This is a genomic window from Methylomonas sp. ZR1 (assembly GCF_013141865.1).
Classification (GTDB): Bacteria; Pseudomonadota; Gammaproteobacteria; order Methylococcales; family Methylomonadaceae; genus Methylomonas.
On record NZ_RCST01000001.1, the window covers coordinates 4,003,741 to 4,020,859 of the forward strand.

The following is a 17,119-nucleotide window of genomic DNA, read 5'->3' on the forward strand; positions in this document are numbered from 1 at the left end:
ACACATAAAAACAAGGGTTGGTGAGCTTGGATACAAAGCCCTGACTCTTCAAATTCTCAACTCAAATCTGTTACTGCGATGAATGTAACCAATCCTCAATCCGGCCTTATCGTTCGCAGCGAACCAGAGCACCATTCGCTTGCCCGCCTCAAAGCCCGCCGCCAACGTTGGCTAACCGTGCATCTTTGGTTGGGGCTGACGCTTGGCTTGTTACTGTCTATTTACGGCATCACCGGCAGCGTCTTGGTGTTTTATCCCGAGATCGACGAATCGTTGCATCCCGAGATGTTGACGGTACAACCGCCGGAACATGCCGAGTATCGGCCCCTGGCTGAAATTTTCGCGGCCGGCAAAGCTGCCATGCCACCACAAGCCAAACACAACTTCGCCACGTATCCGCGTAACGAGTTTGCGAGCTTCAAGCTGCGCTTCGCGGTGGCGGATGCCAACGGTGCGGTGGAACGCTGGGAAGTAGGCGTTGATCCTTACACCGCGAAAGTCACCGGTAAACAGCTCCAGGAACGATCCGGCGATTGGTTGCCCAACACCTTCATCGGCCTAATGTTCAAGTTGCACTATGCCTTATTGTTGCCCAAAGACATCAGCACAGTAGTGGTCGGCCTGTCCGGCATATTATTGATCATCTCCACGCTGACCGGCCTAATCGTCTGGTGGCCGCTGACCAGCAAATGGCGGCAAGCACTGGTATTTAAAGCCGGTGCCGGCAAGGTGCGCTTCAATTACGACCTGCATAAAACCAGCGGCTTTTACACCGCGTTGGTGATGATTCCGGTGCTTTTTTCCGGGGTTTACATGGTGTTGCCGCATAACGTGGTGCCGGTGCTGGAATTGTTTTCGCCGGTGACTTACCGCTACTGGTTTCATTCCACGCCATCTACGCCGGATGCGCCGACCATCGGCATGGATCAAGCCGTGGCTATTGCATTGAAACAATACCCAACAGGCCGGCCACACTGGATTTACGGCGCGCCGAATCCCAGCCAGACTTACACTGTATGCCAGGACGGCGTCGATGCACCCGACAGTATCTTGCAACGCCGCTGCACGGTAATCGACCGTTACAGCGGCAAGATTCTGGACTTGGACGATCCCAGCCTGCCGACCGCCACGGCCGGCGAAATCTTCACCCATTGGCAATGGCCGCTGCATTCCGGCCAGGCCTTCGGCATGACCGGGCGGATTTTGGTGTTTATCACCGGACTGGCCTGCCCGGTGCTATTCGTCACCGGGGTGATTCGCTGGCGGCAAAAATCCAGGACCAAGCAAGTACGGAAGGGCTGATTCCGATCCGTTATCAGGTGCCGAAACGAGTGGTCAATATTTTCGACCGACACGAGGTGCCTGAATTTGCCGCTCCGCAAGGCGTGCTTAGAAGCAGGATGCGCAATTTAAAAGTGCGTGATATGCCGCACTTTGCTCGTCGCGCTTTCGAGGGTTTTGGCATCAATCCCGCCGACTGACGGATCAAGCGCCGTACAACACTGACTTCCCAGGTTAGTGGCTTAAAAGTTGCTGCAGCGGAAGACGTTTCATTGCCGACTATGTGTTCATGGATGCAATTACCGATTCCGATTTACTGGCCAGCTTTCTGCTCTATCAGAAGGAGCTCCAGCAATTTTTGACGCATAAGGTCAATTGCGCGGAAACCGCGGCCGATTTGATTCAGGAAACCTATCTGCGCATCGCCCGCTATTCCGCCGACGGCGAGATCGTCAACCAGCGGGCGTTTGTGTTCCGCATCGCCGACAATCTGGCCCTGGACCATTTGCGCAGCCGGGCCAGACACGAGCAACGCGACGGCGGCTTGGTCGAGGAAGACCTCGTTTGCAGACAACCGCAACCGGACAGCATGCTGGAGGGGCAGCAACAAATGGAATTGTTCGAAAAACTCATCTACGAACTGCCGCCGCAATGCCGCAAGGTGTTCTTGTCGTGCCGAGTGGAAGGCAAGCGTTATTCCGAAATCGCCGCCGAGCTGGGCATATCGATACGTACCGTGGAGGCCCATATGTACAAGGCCTTGAAGCATTTGAAAGACCGCATCGATTTCCTTTGATGCGCCGTGCGTTCGTATCATGCAACTTAACCCCGTTCTAAAATCGTGGCATCATGCCTGCCTCGGCTCAACGCTTCGTGCTCCCAACCATGTCCGATAAGCTCCAATCCGCGTCTTCCGATTTGCTCTCGGACCAGGCACTCGCCTGGTTTGCCCGCTTGCAAGCGGATGACGTCAGCGACGATGTGCGCCGCCAATTTGAAATTTGGTACCACGCCGATCCTCGGCACGCCGAAGCCTACGATAAATCCCGCAAGCTATGGAGCCTGCTGCAACAGCCGGCGGAGCGGGTTCAACAACGCCTGCAAGCGGATGCCGCCCAATTTAAAACCGAGACTTTTTCCACCGGAAGGGCGCTGGGTGTGGGGCGCTTACAATCGTCGGCGAGCGGCCGAAACCTGCTGCGTTTTGCTTCAGCCTGCCTGGGGCTGTTGTTGCTGGTGGCCGGCTGGCGCTTACCGGAGCACTGGCAAAACTGGCGCAGCGATTACCATACCGCAGCCGGTCAGCAACTCAGTATCGAATTGGAAGACGGCTCTCGGCTGACTTTGAACACCGATACGGCACTGGCGGTCCGTTACAGCGACAACTTGCGGGAGATCGAATTGTTGCGCGGCGAAGCCTATTTCGAAGTCGCGCCTAATAAGCAACGGCCGTTCGTCGTCGACGGCGGTCAGGCGACCGCGCGCGCCGTCGGTACCGCCTACAGCGTTCGTAAACAAGCCGACGAGTTGCGCGTCGTTGTTAGCGAAGGCACCGTAGAAGTTGACGCCGATAGTGCTAAGGCGTTGGTGCACGCCGCCGAGCAAGCCGAATACCGGCAAGGCCGGCTGCAAGCCGTTGCTCGGCTCGACAACGACGATGCATTGGCCTGGCGACGACGCCAAACTGTGTTTCACCGCCAACCTTTGACGCAAGTATTGGAAGAAATTAACCGCTATCGCAGCGGCCGGATTGTCGCGGTCAATCCGCGGTTGGCCGAGCGGGTGGTCAACGGTGTCTTCAACAACGCCGACCCCGATGCTGTGCTGGCCGCGCTGACCACCACGCTGCAAGCCAAGGCCTTGCGGATGCCGGGCGATTGGGTGTTGTTGTATTGACGTAATAGATGGGCGCGCCTTGCGCCGTTAGCCAACGAATATAAAAATATTTTTCTCGGCACTAAGGGTAAGCCCGAACCCGCGTCGTCTTTGTCGGTAACACCTGCCATCGACAAAGGAGATAGACGCATGAAATACCCCGCACACACTTGCCGTGCCCCACTCTACTTAGCACTTGCTGCCGGCCTATTGACGCCTACTGTTATCCTGTCTGCCGAGCAAACCGCGCAAACCTTTGATATTCGCTCCCAAGCGCTGTCCTCCGCGCTGATCCGGTTTTCCGCACTCACCGGCTTGCAAGTGCTGTATGAAGGCGACATTGCCGAGCGCATCACCGCGCCGGAATTAATCGGCCGTTATACGCCGGAACAGGCTCTGCGGAACTTGCTGCGCGGCTCCGGGCTGCAGTACCGGTTCAGCAACGGCAATACCGTCACCTTGGAAAAGGCGGCGGCGGTGGAACCGCAGTCCGCCGCCGGTACGACAACCTTGCCGACGATGACGGTGACGGGTAAAGCCTTAGCAAGCGAAAGCCCAAGCCTGACTACGCCATCGCTCCAAGAATCGCAAATCAAACTGAATCGCGTGGCGGGCGGTACGTCGGTGATCGACGGCAAGCGGATCGAAGAAGGCGCGCCCTTGTCGGTCAGCGATGCCTTGGCGACGGCGCCGGGCGTTTATGTGGGCGACATTAGTGCCGGCGCGACCGGTGGATCGCGCATCTCCATCCGCGGTTCGGACGGCAATTCCGATATTTCGCCGATTCGCGGAATAAAATTTCTGCGCAACGGCATGCCGTTTACTCACGCCAACGGGACGTTCGATGTCGAGGCGCTCAATCTTTATGCTATCGAGCATATCGAAGTCTATCGCGGTGCCAATGCCTTGGAATACGGCGGCAGCAATTTGGGCGGCGCCATCAACTACATCACGCCGACCGGGTATACCGCCAATGGGTTGAAAATCGGCATCGTCGGCGGCACCAACGATTATTACCGACCTTATTTCAGCGGCGGTAAAGCGTTTGAAAACGGATTGGATGTTTTCGGCACGTTTTCCTACGTCAATACCGATACGACCCGGGAAAACAATCATCAAGAGCAGTTTTTAGGCCATGGCAATGTCGGCTACCGCTGGAACGAAAATCACGAAACCCGTTTGTATTTCGATGCGCAAAACCATAATTTCTTGTGGCCGGCAACGCTGAGCAAGCGACAAATCGACCAAAATCCCCAGCAAAACCCCAACGATTGGTCCTTACCTAACGGCTTTTCATCTTACCGCTTCGATCTAAAGCATTCGGTAAAATTGCATGGCGGCGATCGACTCGATGTCGGCACTTATTACTCGATCAATAACTATCGTTACGACTATACCGATAGCGGCAATCACGACCAGTGGCAGGATGTCGGCTTTAACTGGCGGCATGAGATCAACGGCCAGTTATTGGGTTTAAATAACCGGGTAGTTTGGGGCGGTCTGACCCAATGGCAATTTATCAACGATAAAAACTACGGCATCGTCGGCAGACAGCTTGGGCCGTTGTTGACGGCGGAGCGTGACCGCTGGCTGAATGTCGAAGCGTTTATGGAAGATCAATTGAGTTTGACCGACAGGTTTACCTTGATTGCCGGCATTCAATTGAATTATCGCGATGTGAATTACGAACGGTACGAAGGTTATGTGGCTAGTGCCGCCAGACCCAGCAACCAAGCCAATCAAGATTTCTTCACGGCTAACCCCAAGCTGGGCTTTACTTGGCAAGCCACCGACGAAGCACAGATTTACGGCAATGTCAGCCGTAGCGCTGAACCGCCAAAAATGGCCGATCTTGCCAACATTTATCTCCAACCCAAACGAAATCTGCAAACTGCCAGCACCGTGGAAATTGGCACGCGCGGGCAAGCCCAGCGCTTGAAATGGGACTTGGCTTTTTATCAGTCCTGGGTTAACAACGAGTACTTGATTGTTTCCAATCCCAGAAATCCAACGGCCTTTTCCTCCACCAACGCCGATAGCACGACCTTGCATCGTGGTGTCGAACTCGGCTTGGAAACCACTTTACCGCTAAATCTGGCGGCGTCGGGCGATAACTTACGGCTCAGCGGCAACTACACCTGGAATGACTTTACGTTTGACAGCGACCCCGCGCTTCGCAATAACCGCTTGCCCGGCATTCCCGAACACAATGCTTTCGTCGAAGCGCTGTACCAGCATCCCAGCGGCTTTTACATCGGCCCCAATGCCCGCATCGTCAGTTCCAATTATGCGGACTTCGCCAACACCCTGGCCGCCAAACCTTATGCGCTGTTGGGCGCACGCATGGGTTGGGATGACGGCAAACATTGGAAGTTGTTCGTCGATGGCCGAAATTTGACCGACGAGCATTATGCGTCGTCGGTGTGGGTTCTAGGCAATGCGAATGGTGCCGATTTGGACCAGTTCAATCCCGGCGCGACCCGCTCGGTATTCGGTGGCGTGGAATACCGGTTTTAAGCACTGGCGGGTTGTCAATTAGTAGGCCTAAACGTGCCGGGGCATACCGCTCCGGCCCGAAATGACGGTGGGAATGGCACTTAGTTCCCGCCAAACCCGGTCGATACGATGCGGATTTCCTACGCCTAAACGTCTTATGCAAGAAAGGCAGCCAGCGCTTGATCCGGACAAGAGCAGTATCTGGTTCCCTGGCTTCTTTTTCGAATATTGACGATAACCGTACTCCCATCATGAACAGTAATCTCTATCAACCTGACACGCTTATCCAATCCAAGCCGCAAAACCGAGAGTTGTCTCGCCTGAAAGCCCGCCGCCAACGCTGGCTGACCGTTCATTTATGGTTGGGTCTGACGCTGGGTTTGCTCCTGTCGATTTACGGCATCACCGGCAGCATCCTGGTGTTTCATGCCGAAATCGACGAATGGTTGCATCCCGAGATGTTGACGGTGCAGCCACTGGCGCATGCCGAATATCGACCCTTGGCGGAAATTTTCGCAGCCGGCAAGCAGGCGATGCCGCCAGCCGCGAAGCATACCTTCGCCACTTATCCGCGCAACGAATTCGCGGCCTTCAAACTGCGGTACGCGGTTGCTGGTGCTGACGGCTCGCTGGAAAACTGGGAAGTTGCCGTTGACCCGTATACGACTAATATCTCGGGTAAGCAACTCAAGAGGCGCTCCAGCGACTGGCTGCCCAGCACTTTTATCGGCTTGATGTTTGAATTGCATTTCGCCTTGTTGATTCCGGGAGAACTCAGCGAGCCGATAGTCGGTATGTCCGCCGCGTTATTAATTATTTCGACCTTGACCGGCCTGATCGTCTGGTGGCCGTTGACCGGCCATTGGCGCAACGCATTAACCTTCAAGGCCAAGGCCGGTAAAGTGCGCTTCAATTACGATCTGCATAAAACCAGCGGTTTTTACACCTTGCTGGTAATGTTGCCGGTTCTGTTCTCAGGGATTTACATGGTGCTGCCGCACAACGTGGTGCCGGTGCTGGAACTGTTCTCGCCGGTGACTTACCGCTACTGGTTTCAATCCCAACCGCCTTATCCAAATGCACCGGCCATCGGAATGGATGACGCGGTGGCGATTGCCTTGAAACAATACCCAACGGGCCGGCCGCACTGGATATACGGTGCCACCGAGCCTACTAAGACCTATACGGTTTGTCAGGACGGCGTCGATGCGCCAGGCAGCATCCTGCAAAGGCGTTGCACGGTGATCGACCGCTACAGCGGCAAGATTCTGGACCTGGACGACCCTAGCTTGCCGACTGCTACGGCCGGTGAAATCTTCACCCACTGGCAATGGCCCTTACACTCCGGCCAGGCCTTCGGCATGGCTGGACGGATTCTGGTGTTCATCACCGGTCTGGCCTGTCCGGTTCTATTCGTCACCGGCGTGATCCGCTGGCGGCAAAAGCGCAGAGCCGGCCAAAATAGCCGCAAAGATTTTGCCGTGTGATATGCCGCGACTTTTTCAAAAACTGCGGCATATCACACAGCGCTCAATCAGTGGGTATAGCCAAGCACCGACGCAAGCTAGCGTAGCGGTCGGCGCAAACCGCTACCTCAGGTCGTTTTCAGCGTCATGGCCTGAACATTGCTGGTTTCGCGCCAGCCGTCCCTCCGCAAACAATCGCCAATGCCCAAAGACCTTTCCGGATTTCTGCACACGCTGTTTCTGCAACACGCGCACGAAATCGGCAGCTTTTTACGCGGCCGTTGGCCGCGAGAGCCCGATGTAAGCGACATTGTGCAGGAGACTTTTCTGCGCTTATCGCAATATCCCGATCCGCAAACCATTCAAAACCCCAGGGCGTTTTTATTTCAGACCGCCGCCAATCTAACGGTTGACCGTCATCGCCGCCGCGCAACGCGCGCACGCTTCGATGAAGCCGACGCCGACATTGAGCATGTTGCCGACCAAAACCTTTCGCCCGAGCATTATTGGCAAACTCATCAGCAATTGGAGAAATTCTCCAGCTGGTTGGACGAACTACCGGAATTGCGCCGCCACGCCTTTGTTTTATACCGCATAGAAGGCTGTTCCCATGCCGAAATCGCCCAGCGCCTGGGCATTTCGGTACGTTGCTCCGAGCGTTACGTGATGCTGGCAATGCAGCACATCAGCGCCAAGCTCAGTGCAGAACCGGAGCATGCTTGGCGGTAATTGCCGTCTAGCCCGTCTATGCCTATGTCCGGTAAACTGCTGCCCCACTCAATTGAACAGAAGACCAGCGTGACCAGCATTCAATCTTGCAGCCAAGCGACCCGCGAGCAAGCGATAAGCTGGTTGCTGCGTCTGCGCGATGCGCCCGGCAACCCGCAAATCCGCCAGGAATTTGCTGATTGGCTGGCAGCCGATCCACTGCATGGGCAGGCTTACCAACAGGTTGAAGCGCAATGGGCCTGGATGGAACCGTTCAAACAACAGGCCTTCCTGGCGCGCAACGAGGCCTTGCGTTACCGGCCGCCTACTCGCAGGCCGGTTTGGCTGCGTTGGGCAAGCTATAGCGCTGCCGCGATTGTCTTGCTGGGCGTCGGCCTGGCGTTATTCTCGCCGCAAGGTTGGTACGGATTCCCCCATAGCTATGGCACCGGCAAGGGCCAAAGACAGACCGTGACGCTAGCAGACGGCTCCAGCCTGGAACTCAACACCGACACCGAGGTGCGAGTGCATTTCAACCGTCGTCAGCGCCATGTCGATCTGGTGCGCGGCGAGGCTTTTTTTAACGTGACTCACGATGCCGAAAGGCCATTCACCGTGCATGTTGGCAATCTCAGCGTGCGCGACATCGGTACGGCATTCGATGTCTACAAACAATCCGACCGGGTCAGCGTCGCTGTGCAGGACGGTTTGGTGGAAATGACCGGCCAAGGCAGCAGCCGCGAATTGCACGCCGGTCAGCAGTTGGCGTATAGCCATGACCAGCGCTTCGTCGAAGCCTTGCAATCCGACATCGCCACCGTCACTGCCTGGCGGCAGGGCCAGCTGATTTTTCGCGGCCGGCCTCTTGGCGAAGCGCTGGCGGAAATCGGCCGTTATCACGACGTACAAATCCGCCTGCCCGATCCTAAACTGGCCGAACTGCGCGTCAACGGCAGCTTCCGCACCGAGCAACTGGACAATATGCTGAACGCGGTTGCCATGTTATTGCCGGTCAAAGTCAAACATGTCGGCGAGCGCGAAATCGTGCTGGAAGCGGCATCATCGCGCAGGGCGAATGATTGACTCGGGGTTTGAAAACTGTTCGCCTTTATGCGGCTTAGCTACATACCCGTTTAAGACGTGACCCAACGGGCACTGACAACACCAGCCACGAGCACAGCCAAAGCGCCCAGCCCAAACGGGAATAGCTGCCATACCTAAGGCCGACTCAATCATTCGCCCCTAACGCCTGGTCGTCGCAAAATAAACTATCGTTTTGCTGGCGGCTTTTTTGATCGACTGCGTCTATGCCCATGACCCCTTAACCAATGGAGACATGGAACATGACATTGACGATAAAACGCCTGGCGACCGCAATCGCGCTGATCTCGGCGCAAGCCTACGCCGAGGACGACAAACGCCATTTCGATATTCCCGCCCAAAGTTTGGCCTCCGCGCTTCAACAACTGGCAAATCAATCCGGCAGAGCGATGCTGTATGCCGAACAATCCGCCGCCGGCAAGACCAGCCCGGCGCTGCAAGGCGAATTTAGCGTCGAGGAAGCCGTCCGTCAGTTAATAAACGGCAGCGGCTTGACTTATAGTATTGGCGCAGATGGTACTGTGACGTTGAAACCAGCACCTTCCGGCAGCGATGCGACAACGTTAGGCGCGGTGTTAGTCAAAGGCACGAGTGACCCGAGCGATCCTTACAACAAGGATTACGCAGTCTCCAACGCCGTGACCGGCACCAAAACCGATACGCCGCTGTTCGATACCCCGATTTCCGTACAAGTGCTACCCAAAGCCGTCATCGACGACCAGCAAGCCATCGGCCTGGAAAACGCCCTGAAAAACGTCAGCGGCGTCGCGAAAGGCTGGGGATTCGGTAACGACAAAGACGAAAATCTCTATATTCGCGGCTTCGCCAACACCAACAATATTTATCGTGACGGCGTTTTAACTCCCAACACGCCTATTTCACTGGCTAACGCCGAACGCATTGAGGTGCTTAAAGGGCCTTCGGCCATGTTATACGGCCGCGCCCAACCGGGCGGTCTGGTCAATATCGTCACCAAACGGCCCCGTACCGATGCTTATTATTCGCTTCAACAGCAATTTGGTTCCTTCGATACTTACCGCACCCTGCTGGATGCCACCAATAAAATCACCGCAGACGGTGCATTGGCCTATCGTCTGAATTACGAGCATTTGGACAGCGCGACGTTTAGGGACAATCATCCGGTCACTCGCGACTTTGTGGCGCCCAGCCTAAGCTGGAACATTACCGACCATACCCGGCTTGATCTGGATTTTATGTATCAGAACATCAAAGATGTCGCCGATTCCGGCATCCCTTACAGCTTGCAGCAGTCGGGAGCAATCCCCGGCAAAATTCCATTTCACTTTTCCGGCAACGAACCAACCGACTTTGCCAACAAAGAGGCTTATACCGGCGGCTTAACCCTGACCCACGAGTTTAATCAAGACTGGAAAGTGCGGGCAAAATATTCAACCCATAACCAAACGTTTTTAACCGCGCAGACTTCTTCGAATGAAAACACCGATCTTTTGGGAAATTTGGCTAGAGGGTTTATCAAAACCAGCGACGATTTTCAAAATCACTATGGCACCGTGGATATAACCGGTCACTTCGAGACGGGAGCGTTGAAACATGCTGTTTTGCTGGGTGCTGATTACTATCATTCCAAGAACAGAAATCTGTTTAGCGCTTATGCGACCGCTCCCAATATCAATATCTTCAACCCGCAATACGGATATACCGAGTTGCTGGGCCTGCCACTAGGAGGACAGAACGATACCGTCAATGAGTGGTATGGCATATACATTCAGGACCAAATCTCGTTGTGGAATCAATGGCATTTATTGCTGGGCGGACGCTTCGATAATGCCATGCACAGCAATTACGATGCGCAAGGCGTTTCAACTAATCACACCGACGACGACAACTTTAGTCCGCGCATAGGCTTGTTGTACCAACCCGTGCCGTGGCTGGGTGCTTATGTTAATTACGTCAACGGCTTCAACGCCTTTAATGCCGGACGGCCTATCGACGGTTCCGCCTTCGCCCCGGAAAAATCCAAGGAAATGGAGTTTGGCTTGAAAGGCGAATGGTTGGATGGACAATTGCGCGCCAATCTGGCGTTCTTCGAATTGACCAAAAGCAATATCAAATCGCAACTGCCGGCCCCTAACAACAGCTTTTACGCCACAATCGGCGCGGCACGCAGTCGAGGCATCGAGTTCGACTTGCAAGGGCAGTTGACCGATTACTGGAACATCATTGGCACTTATACCTACATCGGCGCAGTTGTCACCAGCGGCAACGAGTCTCCGTTCAGCGGCGTGGGCAAAGCCGGCAATCGCCTGGAGAATATCCCCAGAAATACCGCCAGTTTATGGTCCACCTATGATTTTTCAGGTCTGGGGGCACAGGGCTTCAGCGCCGGGGCAGGTGTATACGTGGTTGACAAGCGCTCAGGGGATGTCGATAACAGCTTCGAAATACCCGGCTATACCCGCGTCGATACGATGTTGAAGTACCAGCACAAAGCCGGACCTTCCCGTATAACCTGGCAATTTAATATAGAAAATCTTTTGAATAAGGAATACATCGCATCCAGCAACGGTTACGGTAATTTTATTTACCAAACCATGCCCAGTGCCCCACGGACTTTCTTGGGCTCGGTAAAGGTGGAGTTTTAGTCACATAGGCCGGGTTAGCTCGATAAAGCGCAACTCGGCCTACGTTTCATCGTTTTGACGCCGGCGACGGATCAAAGCTTATCTTGCCTGAATTCATTCATATCGCGGTTATCGACCCGGTCGTAAATGTCTTCCACGTTTAAGGTCAAACCTATGGATTCGAATGTGACCGCATCGCCCAAAAAATAATATTCCGACAGCCAGTGCTTGTTCCGGCGCAACACCTGCACCGAAACGATGTCCTGTTCTATCAACACATACTCCTGCAAGGACGGCAAATTGATGTAGCGCAGCAGTTTGGTGGTGGTGTCGGTTTTGCGGGTCGAGCGCGACAGTACTTCGACGATGATCACAGGAGACGTAGAGAAAACATCGTCGCCGGCCATTTTGCTGCAATCCACCAGTACATCGGGATACACGTAATCCTTACCCATCCGCACTTTGATGTCGGCCATGAACGTTGCAAAGGGCGTGCCTTTTAAGTGGTTTCGGAATTCGCCCAAAATATTGGCCGAGATACAGTTGTGGTTATAGCCGGCCCCGGCCATCGCATAAATCCGGCCGTCGATATATTCGCGCTTAACGTCGGAATGTATCTCGGTAGCCAGATACTCCTCTTCGCTCAGATAAAAACTGTCTTGTTCTTGCTGTAACGCCATGACTCGCTCCCAACTATGCTTGCGTTGCTTGAAGATATTGTTAGGGACCTGGCCTGGGAATACAAGGGGGAATTCTCGACTAACGGCAGCAGGATTGCTCAGGTTTGAGCATGCCGCGCTCGGCAATTGCCCCTGAAATTGATAATGCGGAAAAAAACCTGTGTGATTTGGCGTATCTAAAAGCCATTTTGCGTGATCTAACGCACCCGGTTCCACAAAAACTCCCGCCGCCCAAACACAAGCAACCACCGTTACGGGTAACTCAAGCAACTGTTTGCAAACGGTTTAATCGCAGCCAAAACCTGTCTATCGATTTGAATTCGGCCGGATGGAATGTTTTTTGCGAGGTATTCCGTTCGATCAACCCCACCAAACCGGAATTGGTCCGGCTGCCACGCCGTTAAGTCCAGCTTGGTAGTTTGCCTAACCGTTATCTTTTTCGTCACCGAGTCTTGTTAGTGCCAAAATCCAAACCATCGCTGTTTGATCGGCTATTTCAGCGGCATAGCCAGGAACTCCGGGTGTTTGCCGGCCTGCGTAGCGGCAATGAGTTTGCCGAGGATTTGGTACAGGAAGCTTATTTGCGGCTGATGCAGCATCCCGAACCGGAATCAATCGATAATGCCAGGGCCTTTCTATATCGAACGATCGCCAATCTCAGCGTCGATCAACATCGCCGGCAAAACGTCCGCGACCGTTTTCATGCCGAAATCAACGACGACGACCAGGTACTGCATGACATACCGACTCCCGAGCCATTACCGGAAGATAAATTAGCCTCGCAACAGGAGTTGCATGCCTTAAACAGCATTTTGCAGGAATTGCCGGAGGCAACCCGCAACGTCTTCGTGCTTTACCGGCTGGAAGGGTTGTCACACAAGGAAATTGGCCGGCGACTGGGCGTTTCCGAACGTAATTCCGTACGCTTGCTCGGGATCGCCGCGCAACACGTTCTGCTGCGCTTTGCTTCGTTGGATGACTGAGCGCATGGGCGGCGCAACGGCTTTTCTCACCGCTTCATTTGCCGGATTTTAAATGTTGGGCGGCTACGTGATAATGCTCGCCAAGCGCAACCTAATGTCCTCTGTTTAACATGCCCAACATCCAGACCTCAACCGTTATCCAGCAACAAGCCATAGAGTGGATTCTGCGGCTGGATTCGGCTACCTGCACGCCTGCAGATCGCCAGGCCTTCGCAGAGTGGCTGGCGCTAGGCGAAGACCGGCGACGCATTTATCAGCAGTTGGCCAGCCGTTGGAACAAACTGGATCGCTATAAGGGCCGGGATTTTCCGGTGCGTCGGCAAGTGCTGAGCTACCGGGCACCTCACAAGCGAACGCGCCGCCTTAGCACGCTGGCGTTAGCCGCTTCGCTGCTATTGGGCTTGGGCATCGCCACTTTTTCGGAGTACGGCTGGTACGGCTACCCTCGCCACTATGCGGCCGAGCGCGGCAGCCGCCAAACCGTACATCTGGCCGACGGCTCGCGTTTGGAACTGAGCGGCGATACCGAGCTGACTCTGCGAGTCAACCGTTGGCGGCGCTCGGTTGAATTGATCAAGGGCGAGGCATTTTTTAGTGTGGCCCACAACCCGCAACAGCCGTTTGAGGTGCAGGCCGGCCATGGCAGTATCGTTGATATTGGCACCGAGTTTGACGTGCGCTTGCAAAATCGGCAGGTCGCTGTCGCGGTGCTGGAAGGCGCGGTAAAGATTGTGACGAGCGGCAGCCGGGAAATCAGCGCCAATCAAGTACTCGCTTACGATCAGCGCGGCGACTTTCTGGAAAGCCAAGACAAACCGGCCACTATCACAGCCTGGCTACGCGGCCAACTGGTGTTCGAAAACCGGCGGCTGGATGAGGTATTAAGCGAACTGGAACGCTTTCACGACACGCGCTTGACCCTGGCCGACCCGAGCCTGGCCAAGCTAAGGGTCAGCGGCACCTTCCATATCGGTAATCTCGACGGCGCGCTGAATGTGATCGCGATGACGCTGCCGGTCAATATTCAGCGGCCTTCGCCGGGACAGGTAATATTGGCCGGACGCTGAGGCCGCCAAGACCGCACAGCGCGTCTTCCCCTCCAATAATTTTTGGCGTCTTTTTCGGCTTGGTGCGTTTCATTCTGGAAACCCAAGTAAAAGGAGAAGATGGATGAAGTTTTTAATACAACCGGCGTTGCTCGGCGCCTTATTGGCCACTGCCTGCGAAGTGCGGGCAACCGAAACTACCTACAGCTTTGACATCCCGGCCCAGGAACTGGCGGCGGCGTTGCCGAAACTGGCGGCGCAATCCGGCGTACAAATTTTTTACGCTCACGATAGTGTGGCAGGCCGCAACGGACCGGCGTTACGAGGCACGATGACGCTAAACGAAGCACTCAGTAAACTGCTGTCGGCCAGCGGCCTGAGTTTTGCGATTGCCGGTGACGGTTCGGTATCGATCAAGGCGGCGGGCAAGGACGCGACGATGTTACAACCGGTGAATGTTATCGGTCAGACGGTTTACAACGCCACCGATCCCTACAATACCGATTACAACCGCCCCAATGCCACGACGGCCACCAAGACCGATACCCCGATCATGGAAACCCCGGTTTCGATTCAGGTAGTGCCTAAAGCCGTGCTGGCGGACAAACAGTCCATGACCTTGCCCGATGCGGTCAACGGCCATGTCAGCGGCGTATTGGGCCGCACGGGCGGCGGCTTTTTGTACGACAACTTCATCATTCGCGGCCTTGCCGGTTCCGGTTTTGGCGATGCCTACCGCAATGGCTTGTTCAATCGCCAAGACATTTACGATATTGCCAATATCGAGCAGGTGGAGATATTAAAAGGCCCGGCCGCAGTGCTTTACGGGCGGATCGAGCCCGGCGGCCTGGTGAATTATGTGACCAAGAAACCGCTGGATACTGCTTACTATTCTCTGCAACAACAGTTCGGCTCTTACGATCAATATCGCACCTTGGTCGATGCCACCGGACCAATTAATGACGACAAGACGCTGCTTTATCGATTCAATGGCTCTTACACGGATAATCAGTCGTTCCGGGATTTTGTCGGCAACGAGCGCGTGTTTGTGGCACCGGTCGTTACCTGGCGGCCGAATGAAAAGTTCGAAAGTAATCTCGAGCTTGAATACAAGCATGACAACTTTAACGCGGATTTCGGCATTCCCGCGATTGGCAACCGCCCGGCAGCCATTCCCTTCGACCGCAGCCTAAAAGATGGCTTTCAGCGCCAAACCGTGGAAAGTACGCTGGTGGGCTACGACTGGACTTACCACTTTAACGACGATTGGAAAATCACCCAGCGTTATCTGTTTAAGGATTGGTCGCTAAGCGGTCCGGCCATTTTCAACGGTGGCTTACAGGCTAACAACCGCATTCTGAATCGTTCCGCCTCCGTGGGTGTACAAGATGTAAGGACCCATTCCGGCAACATCGATTTGAACGGTAAATTCGAACTCCTGGGCAGCAAGCACAATCTGTTGGTTGGCGTCGACGGCTTTCACGCCACGACCGAGGCGCCATCGGCAAACGGCTCGGCTGCTTCTATCGACATATATAATCCGGTTTATGGGCAAGTAAACTTTGCCGCCTTGTCGACCTACAACAGATTCTTTTATCGCGAGGAATCGTGGGTGGGCGCATACGCCCAGGACCAGATAACGCTATTTGATAAGCTGCACATTTTGTTGGGAGGCCGCTACGACAACGTCACCACCGGCGCTATCGCTTCGACGGCCTCCCTGGATGCGGCCAAAGCCGGACGGATAGAGCGGGAAGACAACGCTTTTAGCCCGAGAGCCGGTATTCTTTACCAAGTCCAGGATTGGCTGTCGATTTACGGCAGTTACACTAAATCTTTCAGCGGCAACAATGGCGTGAGCGTCGGCGGCACCAGTTTTGAGCCGCAGATTGGTAAGCAATATGAAATCGGCCTGAAGACAGAGTCGCAGGACAAGCGCTTTTCATCGACCCTGGCGTTTTTTCATTTAACCAAGAGCAATCTGCTAACCGACGATCCCAATGAAGCCAATCCCGACTACCAGATTCTGGCCGGCAAAATCCGCAGTAAAGGTATTGAGTTGGATCTGGCCGGGCAAATTACCGATCAGCTGCATTTGTTGGGGACGTATGCCTATACCCAGGTCAACTATGTGCAAAGCTTCAGCGGACTAAAAGGCAATCGCTTGGAGAATGTACCCGAGCACCAGGGCAGCTTGTGGGGCACCTGGCAGTTTACCGATACTTTTAAAGCGGGCTTAGGTGCTGTTGCAGTTGGTAGCCGGCCATGCGACACCGCCAATACCTGCTCGTTGCCCGGCTACGCTCGTGTGGATGCGATGGCGGCGTATAGCCCTCGCATTGGTCAACACAAGCTTACTTTGCAGCTGAACATCAATAATGTTTTGGATAAGGATTACTACGCAAACACCTCCGGTGGACGCCACACCAGCATTCCAGGTTCACCCATCAGCGTATTGGGTTCGTTGAAATATGAGTTCTAAAAGCCGCTAAGGATAAGGATGGACGGAAAACTCCGCGCATCCACCGCCCCAAACCGTTCATGTATCGACTGAATTCTCGACACTTGCTCTCACTCCTGCATCCATGCGAATCGAGCATGAACGGTTTGGCGGGAAAAGTCATTCGGGACGTTATTTTTTTACGAAATCCTCTTAACCAGGCCCTATTTATCCCGAACATTCCGTTCGAGCTGAGGGCCGGGTAGTAATCGGCGACAAACCGGGCGAGTTGTTGAGTAGGACCGGCAGCACGCCCTTGATGATCACCGCCGACATGGAAAAAACATCGCCGCCAGCCGTTTTTCTGCAACCCAGGGATAAAGCGGGATAAACATCATTACCCATCCGCACGTTGCCCCCGACCACCAAAGCGGGCCATT

At 54.6% G+C, this 17,119-nt stretch carries 12 protein-coding genes; 11 read left to right on the plus strand and 1 reads right to left on the minus strand.

Translation table 11 applies throughout. The annotated features are described in order from the left end of the window. Nucleotides 1–78 precede the first annotated feature (78 nt). The 8 genes from DDY07_RS18145 to DDY07_RS18180 all read left to right on the plus strand — a co-directional run bounded on the left by DDY07_RS18145 (nucleotide 79) and on the right by DDY07_RS18180 (nucleotide 11,551). The gene (locus DDY07_RS18145) at nucleotides 79–1,302 is read left to right on the plus strand and encodes a PepSY domain-containing protein (RefSeq protein ID WP_051670272.1); all 1,224 of its coding nucleotides are present in this window, start codon (nucleotides 79–81) and stop codon (nucleotides 1,300–1,302) included. Between the two features lie 268 nt (nucleotides 1,303–1,570). Beyond that, nucleotides 1,571–2,077 carry an RNA polymerase sigma factor gene (locus DDY07_RS18150; protein WP_033158272.1) on the plus strand — a complete coding sequence of 169 codons (507 nt, stop codon included), beginning with the start codon at nucleotides 1,571–1,573 and terminating at the stop codon, nucleotides 2,075–2,077. Nucleotides 2,078–2,166: 89 nt separating this feature from the next. Beyond that, complete coding sequence (locus tag DDY07_RS18155; RefSeq protein WP_033158273.1) at nucleotides 2,167–3,177, plus strand: FecR family protein; 1,011 nt, start codon at nucleotides 2,167–2,169, stop codon at nucleotides 3,175–3,177. A 129-nt stretch (nucleotides 3,178–3,306) separates the two neighbouring features. Then, entirely contained in the window at nucleotides 3,307–5,673 is a 2,367-nt protein-coding gene (locus DDY07_RS18160; RefSeq protein WP_171696896.1) for a TonB-dependent receptor, read from the plus strand. Between the two features lie 230 nt (nucleotides 5,674–5,903). Further along, on the plus strand, nucleotides 5,904–7,139 hold the full coding sequence (locus DDY07_RS18165; RefSeq protein ID WP_171696897.1) for a PepSY domain-containing protein: 1,236 nt from the start codon (nucleotides 5,904–5,906) through the stop codon (nucleotides 7,137–7,139). 180 nt (nucleotides 7,140–7,319) lie between these two features. Beyond that, on the plus strand, nucleotides 7,320–7,847 hold the full coding sequence (locus tag DDY07_RS18170) for an RNA polymerase sigma factor (RefSeq protein ID WP_171696898.1): 528 nt from the start codon (nucleotides 7,320–7,322) through the stop codon (nucleotides 7,845–7,847). Nucleotides 7,848–7,916: 69 nt separating this feature from the next. Next, on the plus strand, nucleotides 7,917–8,909 hold the full coding sequence (locus tag DDY07_RS18175; RefSeq protein ID WP_367650890.1) for a FecR domain-containing protein: 993 nt from the start codon (nucleotides 7,917–7,919) through the stop codon (nucleotides 8,907–8,909). Between the two features lie 260 nt (nucleotides 8,910–9,169). After that, the gene (locus DDY07_RS18180) at nucleotides 9,170–11,551 is read left to right on the plus strand and encodes a TonB-dependent receptor (protein ID WP_171696900.1); all 2,382 of its coding nucleotides are present in this window, start codon (nucleotides 9,170–9,172) and stop codon (nucleotides 11,549–11,551) included. Nucleotides 11,552–11,622: 71 nt separating this feature from the next. Here the strand turns inward: DDY07_RS18180 and DDY07_RS18185 are convergent, their stop codons facing one another. Next, a complete protein-coding gene (locus DDY07_RS18185) occupies nucleotides 11,623–12,210 on the minus strand; it encodes a Uma2 family endonuclease (RefSeq protein WP_171696901.1) in 588 nt (195 codons plus the stop codon). A gap of 458 nt (nucleotides 12,211–12,668) precedes the next feature. On the opposite strand from DDY07_RS18185, the gene DDY07_RS18190 reads away from it, so the two are divergent. The 3 genes from DDY07_RS18190 (at nucleotide 12,669) to DDY07_RS18200 (ending at nucleotide 16,721) form a co-directional block, all read left to right on the plus strand. After that, on the plus strand, nucleotides 12,669–13,193 hold the full coding sequence (locus tag DDY07_RS18190) for an RNA polymerase sigma factor (protein ID WP_240348127.1): 525 nt from the start codon (nucleotides 12,669–12,671) through the stop codon (nucleotides 13,191–13,193). 110 nt (nucleotides 13,194–13,303) lie between these two features. Next, nucleotides 13,304–14,260, plus strand: a complete 957-nt coding sequence (locus DDY07_RS18195; RefSeq protein ID WP_171696903.1) for a FecR family protein — start codon at nucleotides 13,304–13,306, stop codon at nucleotides 14,258–14,260. A gap of 103 nt (nucleotides 14,261–14,363) precedes the next feature. After that, nucleotides 14,364–16,721, plus strand: a complete 2,358-nt coding sequence (locus DDY07_RS18200; protein WP_171696904.1) for a TonB-dependent siderophore receptor — start codon at nucleotides 14,364–14,366, stop codon at nucleotides 16,719–16,721. The last annotated feature ends 398 nt before the right edge of the window (nucleotides 16,722–17,119 follow it).

Coding starts and splice junctions, on each gene's coding strand:
- DDY07_RS18160 (WP_171696896.1), top strand. CDS start 3,307: ATGAAATACCCCGCACACACTTGCCGTGCCCCACTCTACTTAGCACTT.
- DDY07_RS18185 (WP_171696901.1), bottom strand. CDS start 12,210: ATGGCGTTACAGCAAGAACAAGACAGTTTTTATCTGAGCGAAGAGGAG.
- DDY07_RS18200 (WP_171696904.1), top strand. CDS start 14,364: ATGAAGTTTTTAATACAACCGGCGTTGCTCGGCGCCTTATTGGCCACT.
- DDY07_RS18170 (WP_171696898.1), top strand. CDS start 7,320: ATGCCCAAAGACCTTTCCGGATTTCTGCACACGCTGTTTCTGCAACAC.
- DDY07_RS18150 (WP_033158272.1), top strand. CDS start 1,571: ATGGATGCAATTACCGATTCCGATTTACTGGCCAGCTTTCTGCTCTAT.
- DDY07_RS18165 (WP_171696897.1), top strand. CDS start 5,904: ATGAACAGTAATCTCTATCAACCTGACACGCTTATCCAATCCAAGCCG.
- DDY07_RS18155 (WP_033158273.1), top strand. CDS start 2,167: ATGTCCGATAAGCTCCAATCCGCGTCTTCCGATTTGCTCTCGGACCAG.
- DDY07_RS18180 (WP_171696900.1), top strand. CDS start 9,170: ATGACATTGACGATAAAACGCCTGGCGACCGCAATCGCGCTGATCTCG.
- DDY07_RS18195 (WP_171696903.1), top strand. CDS start 13,304: ATGCCCAACATCCAGACCTCAACCGTTATCCAGCAACAAGCCATAGAG.
- DDY07_RS18145 (WP_051670272.1), top strand. CDS start 79: ATGAATGTAACCAATCCTCAATCCGGCCTTATCGTTCGCAGCGAACCA.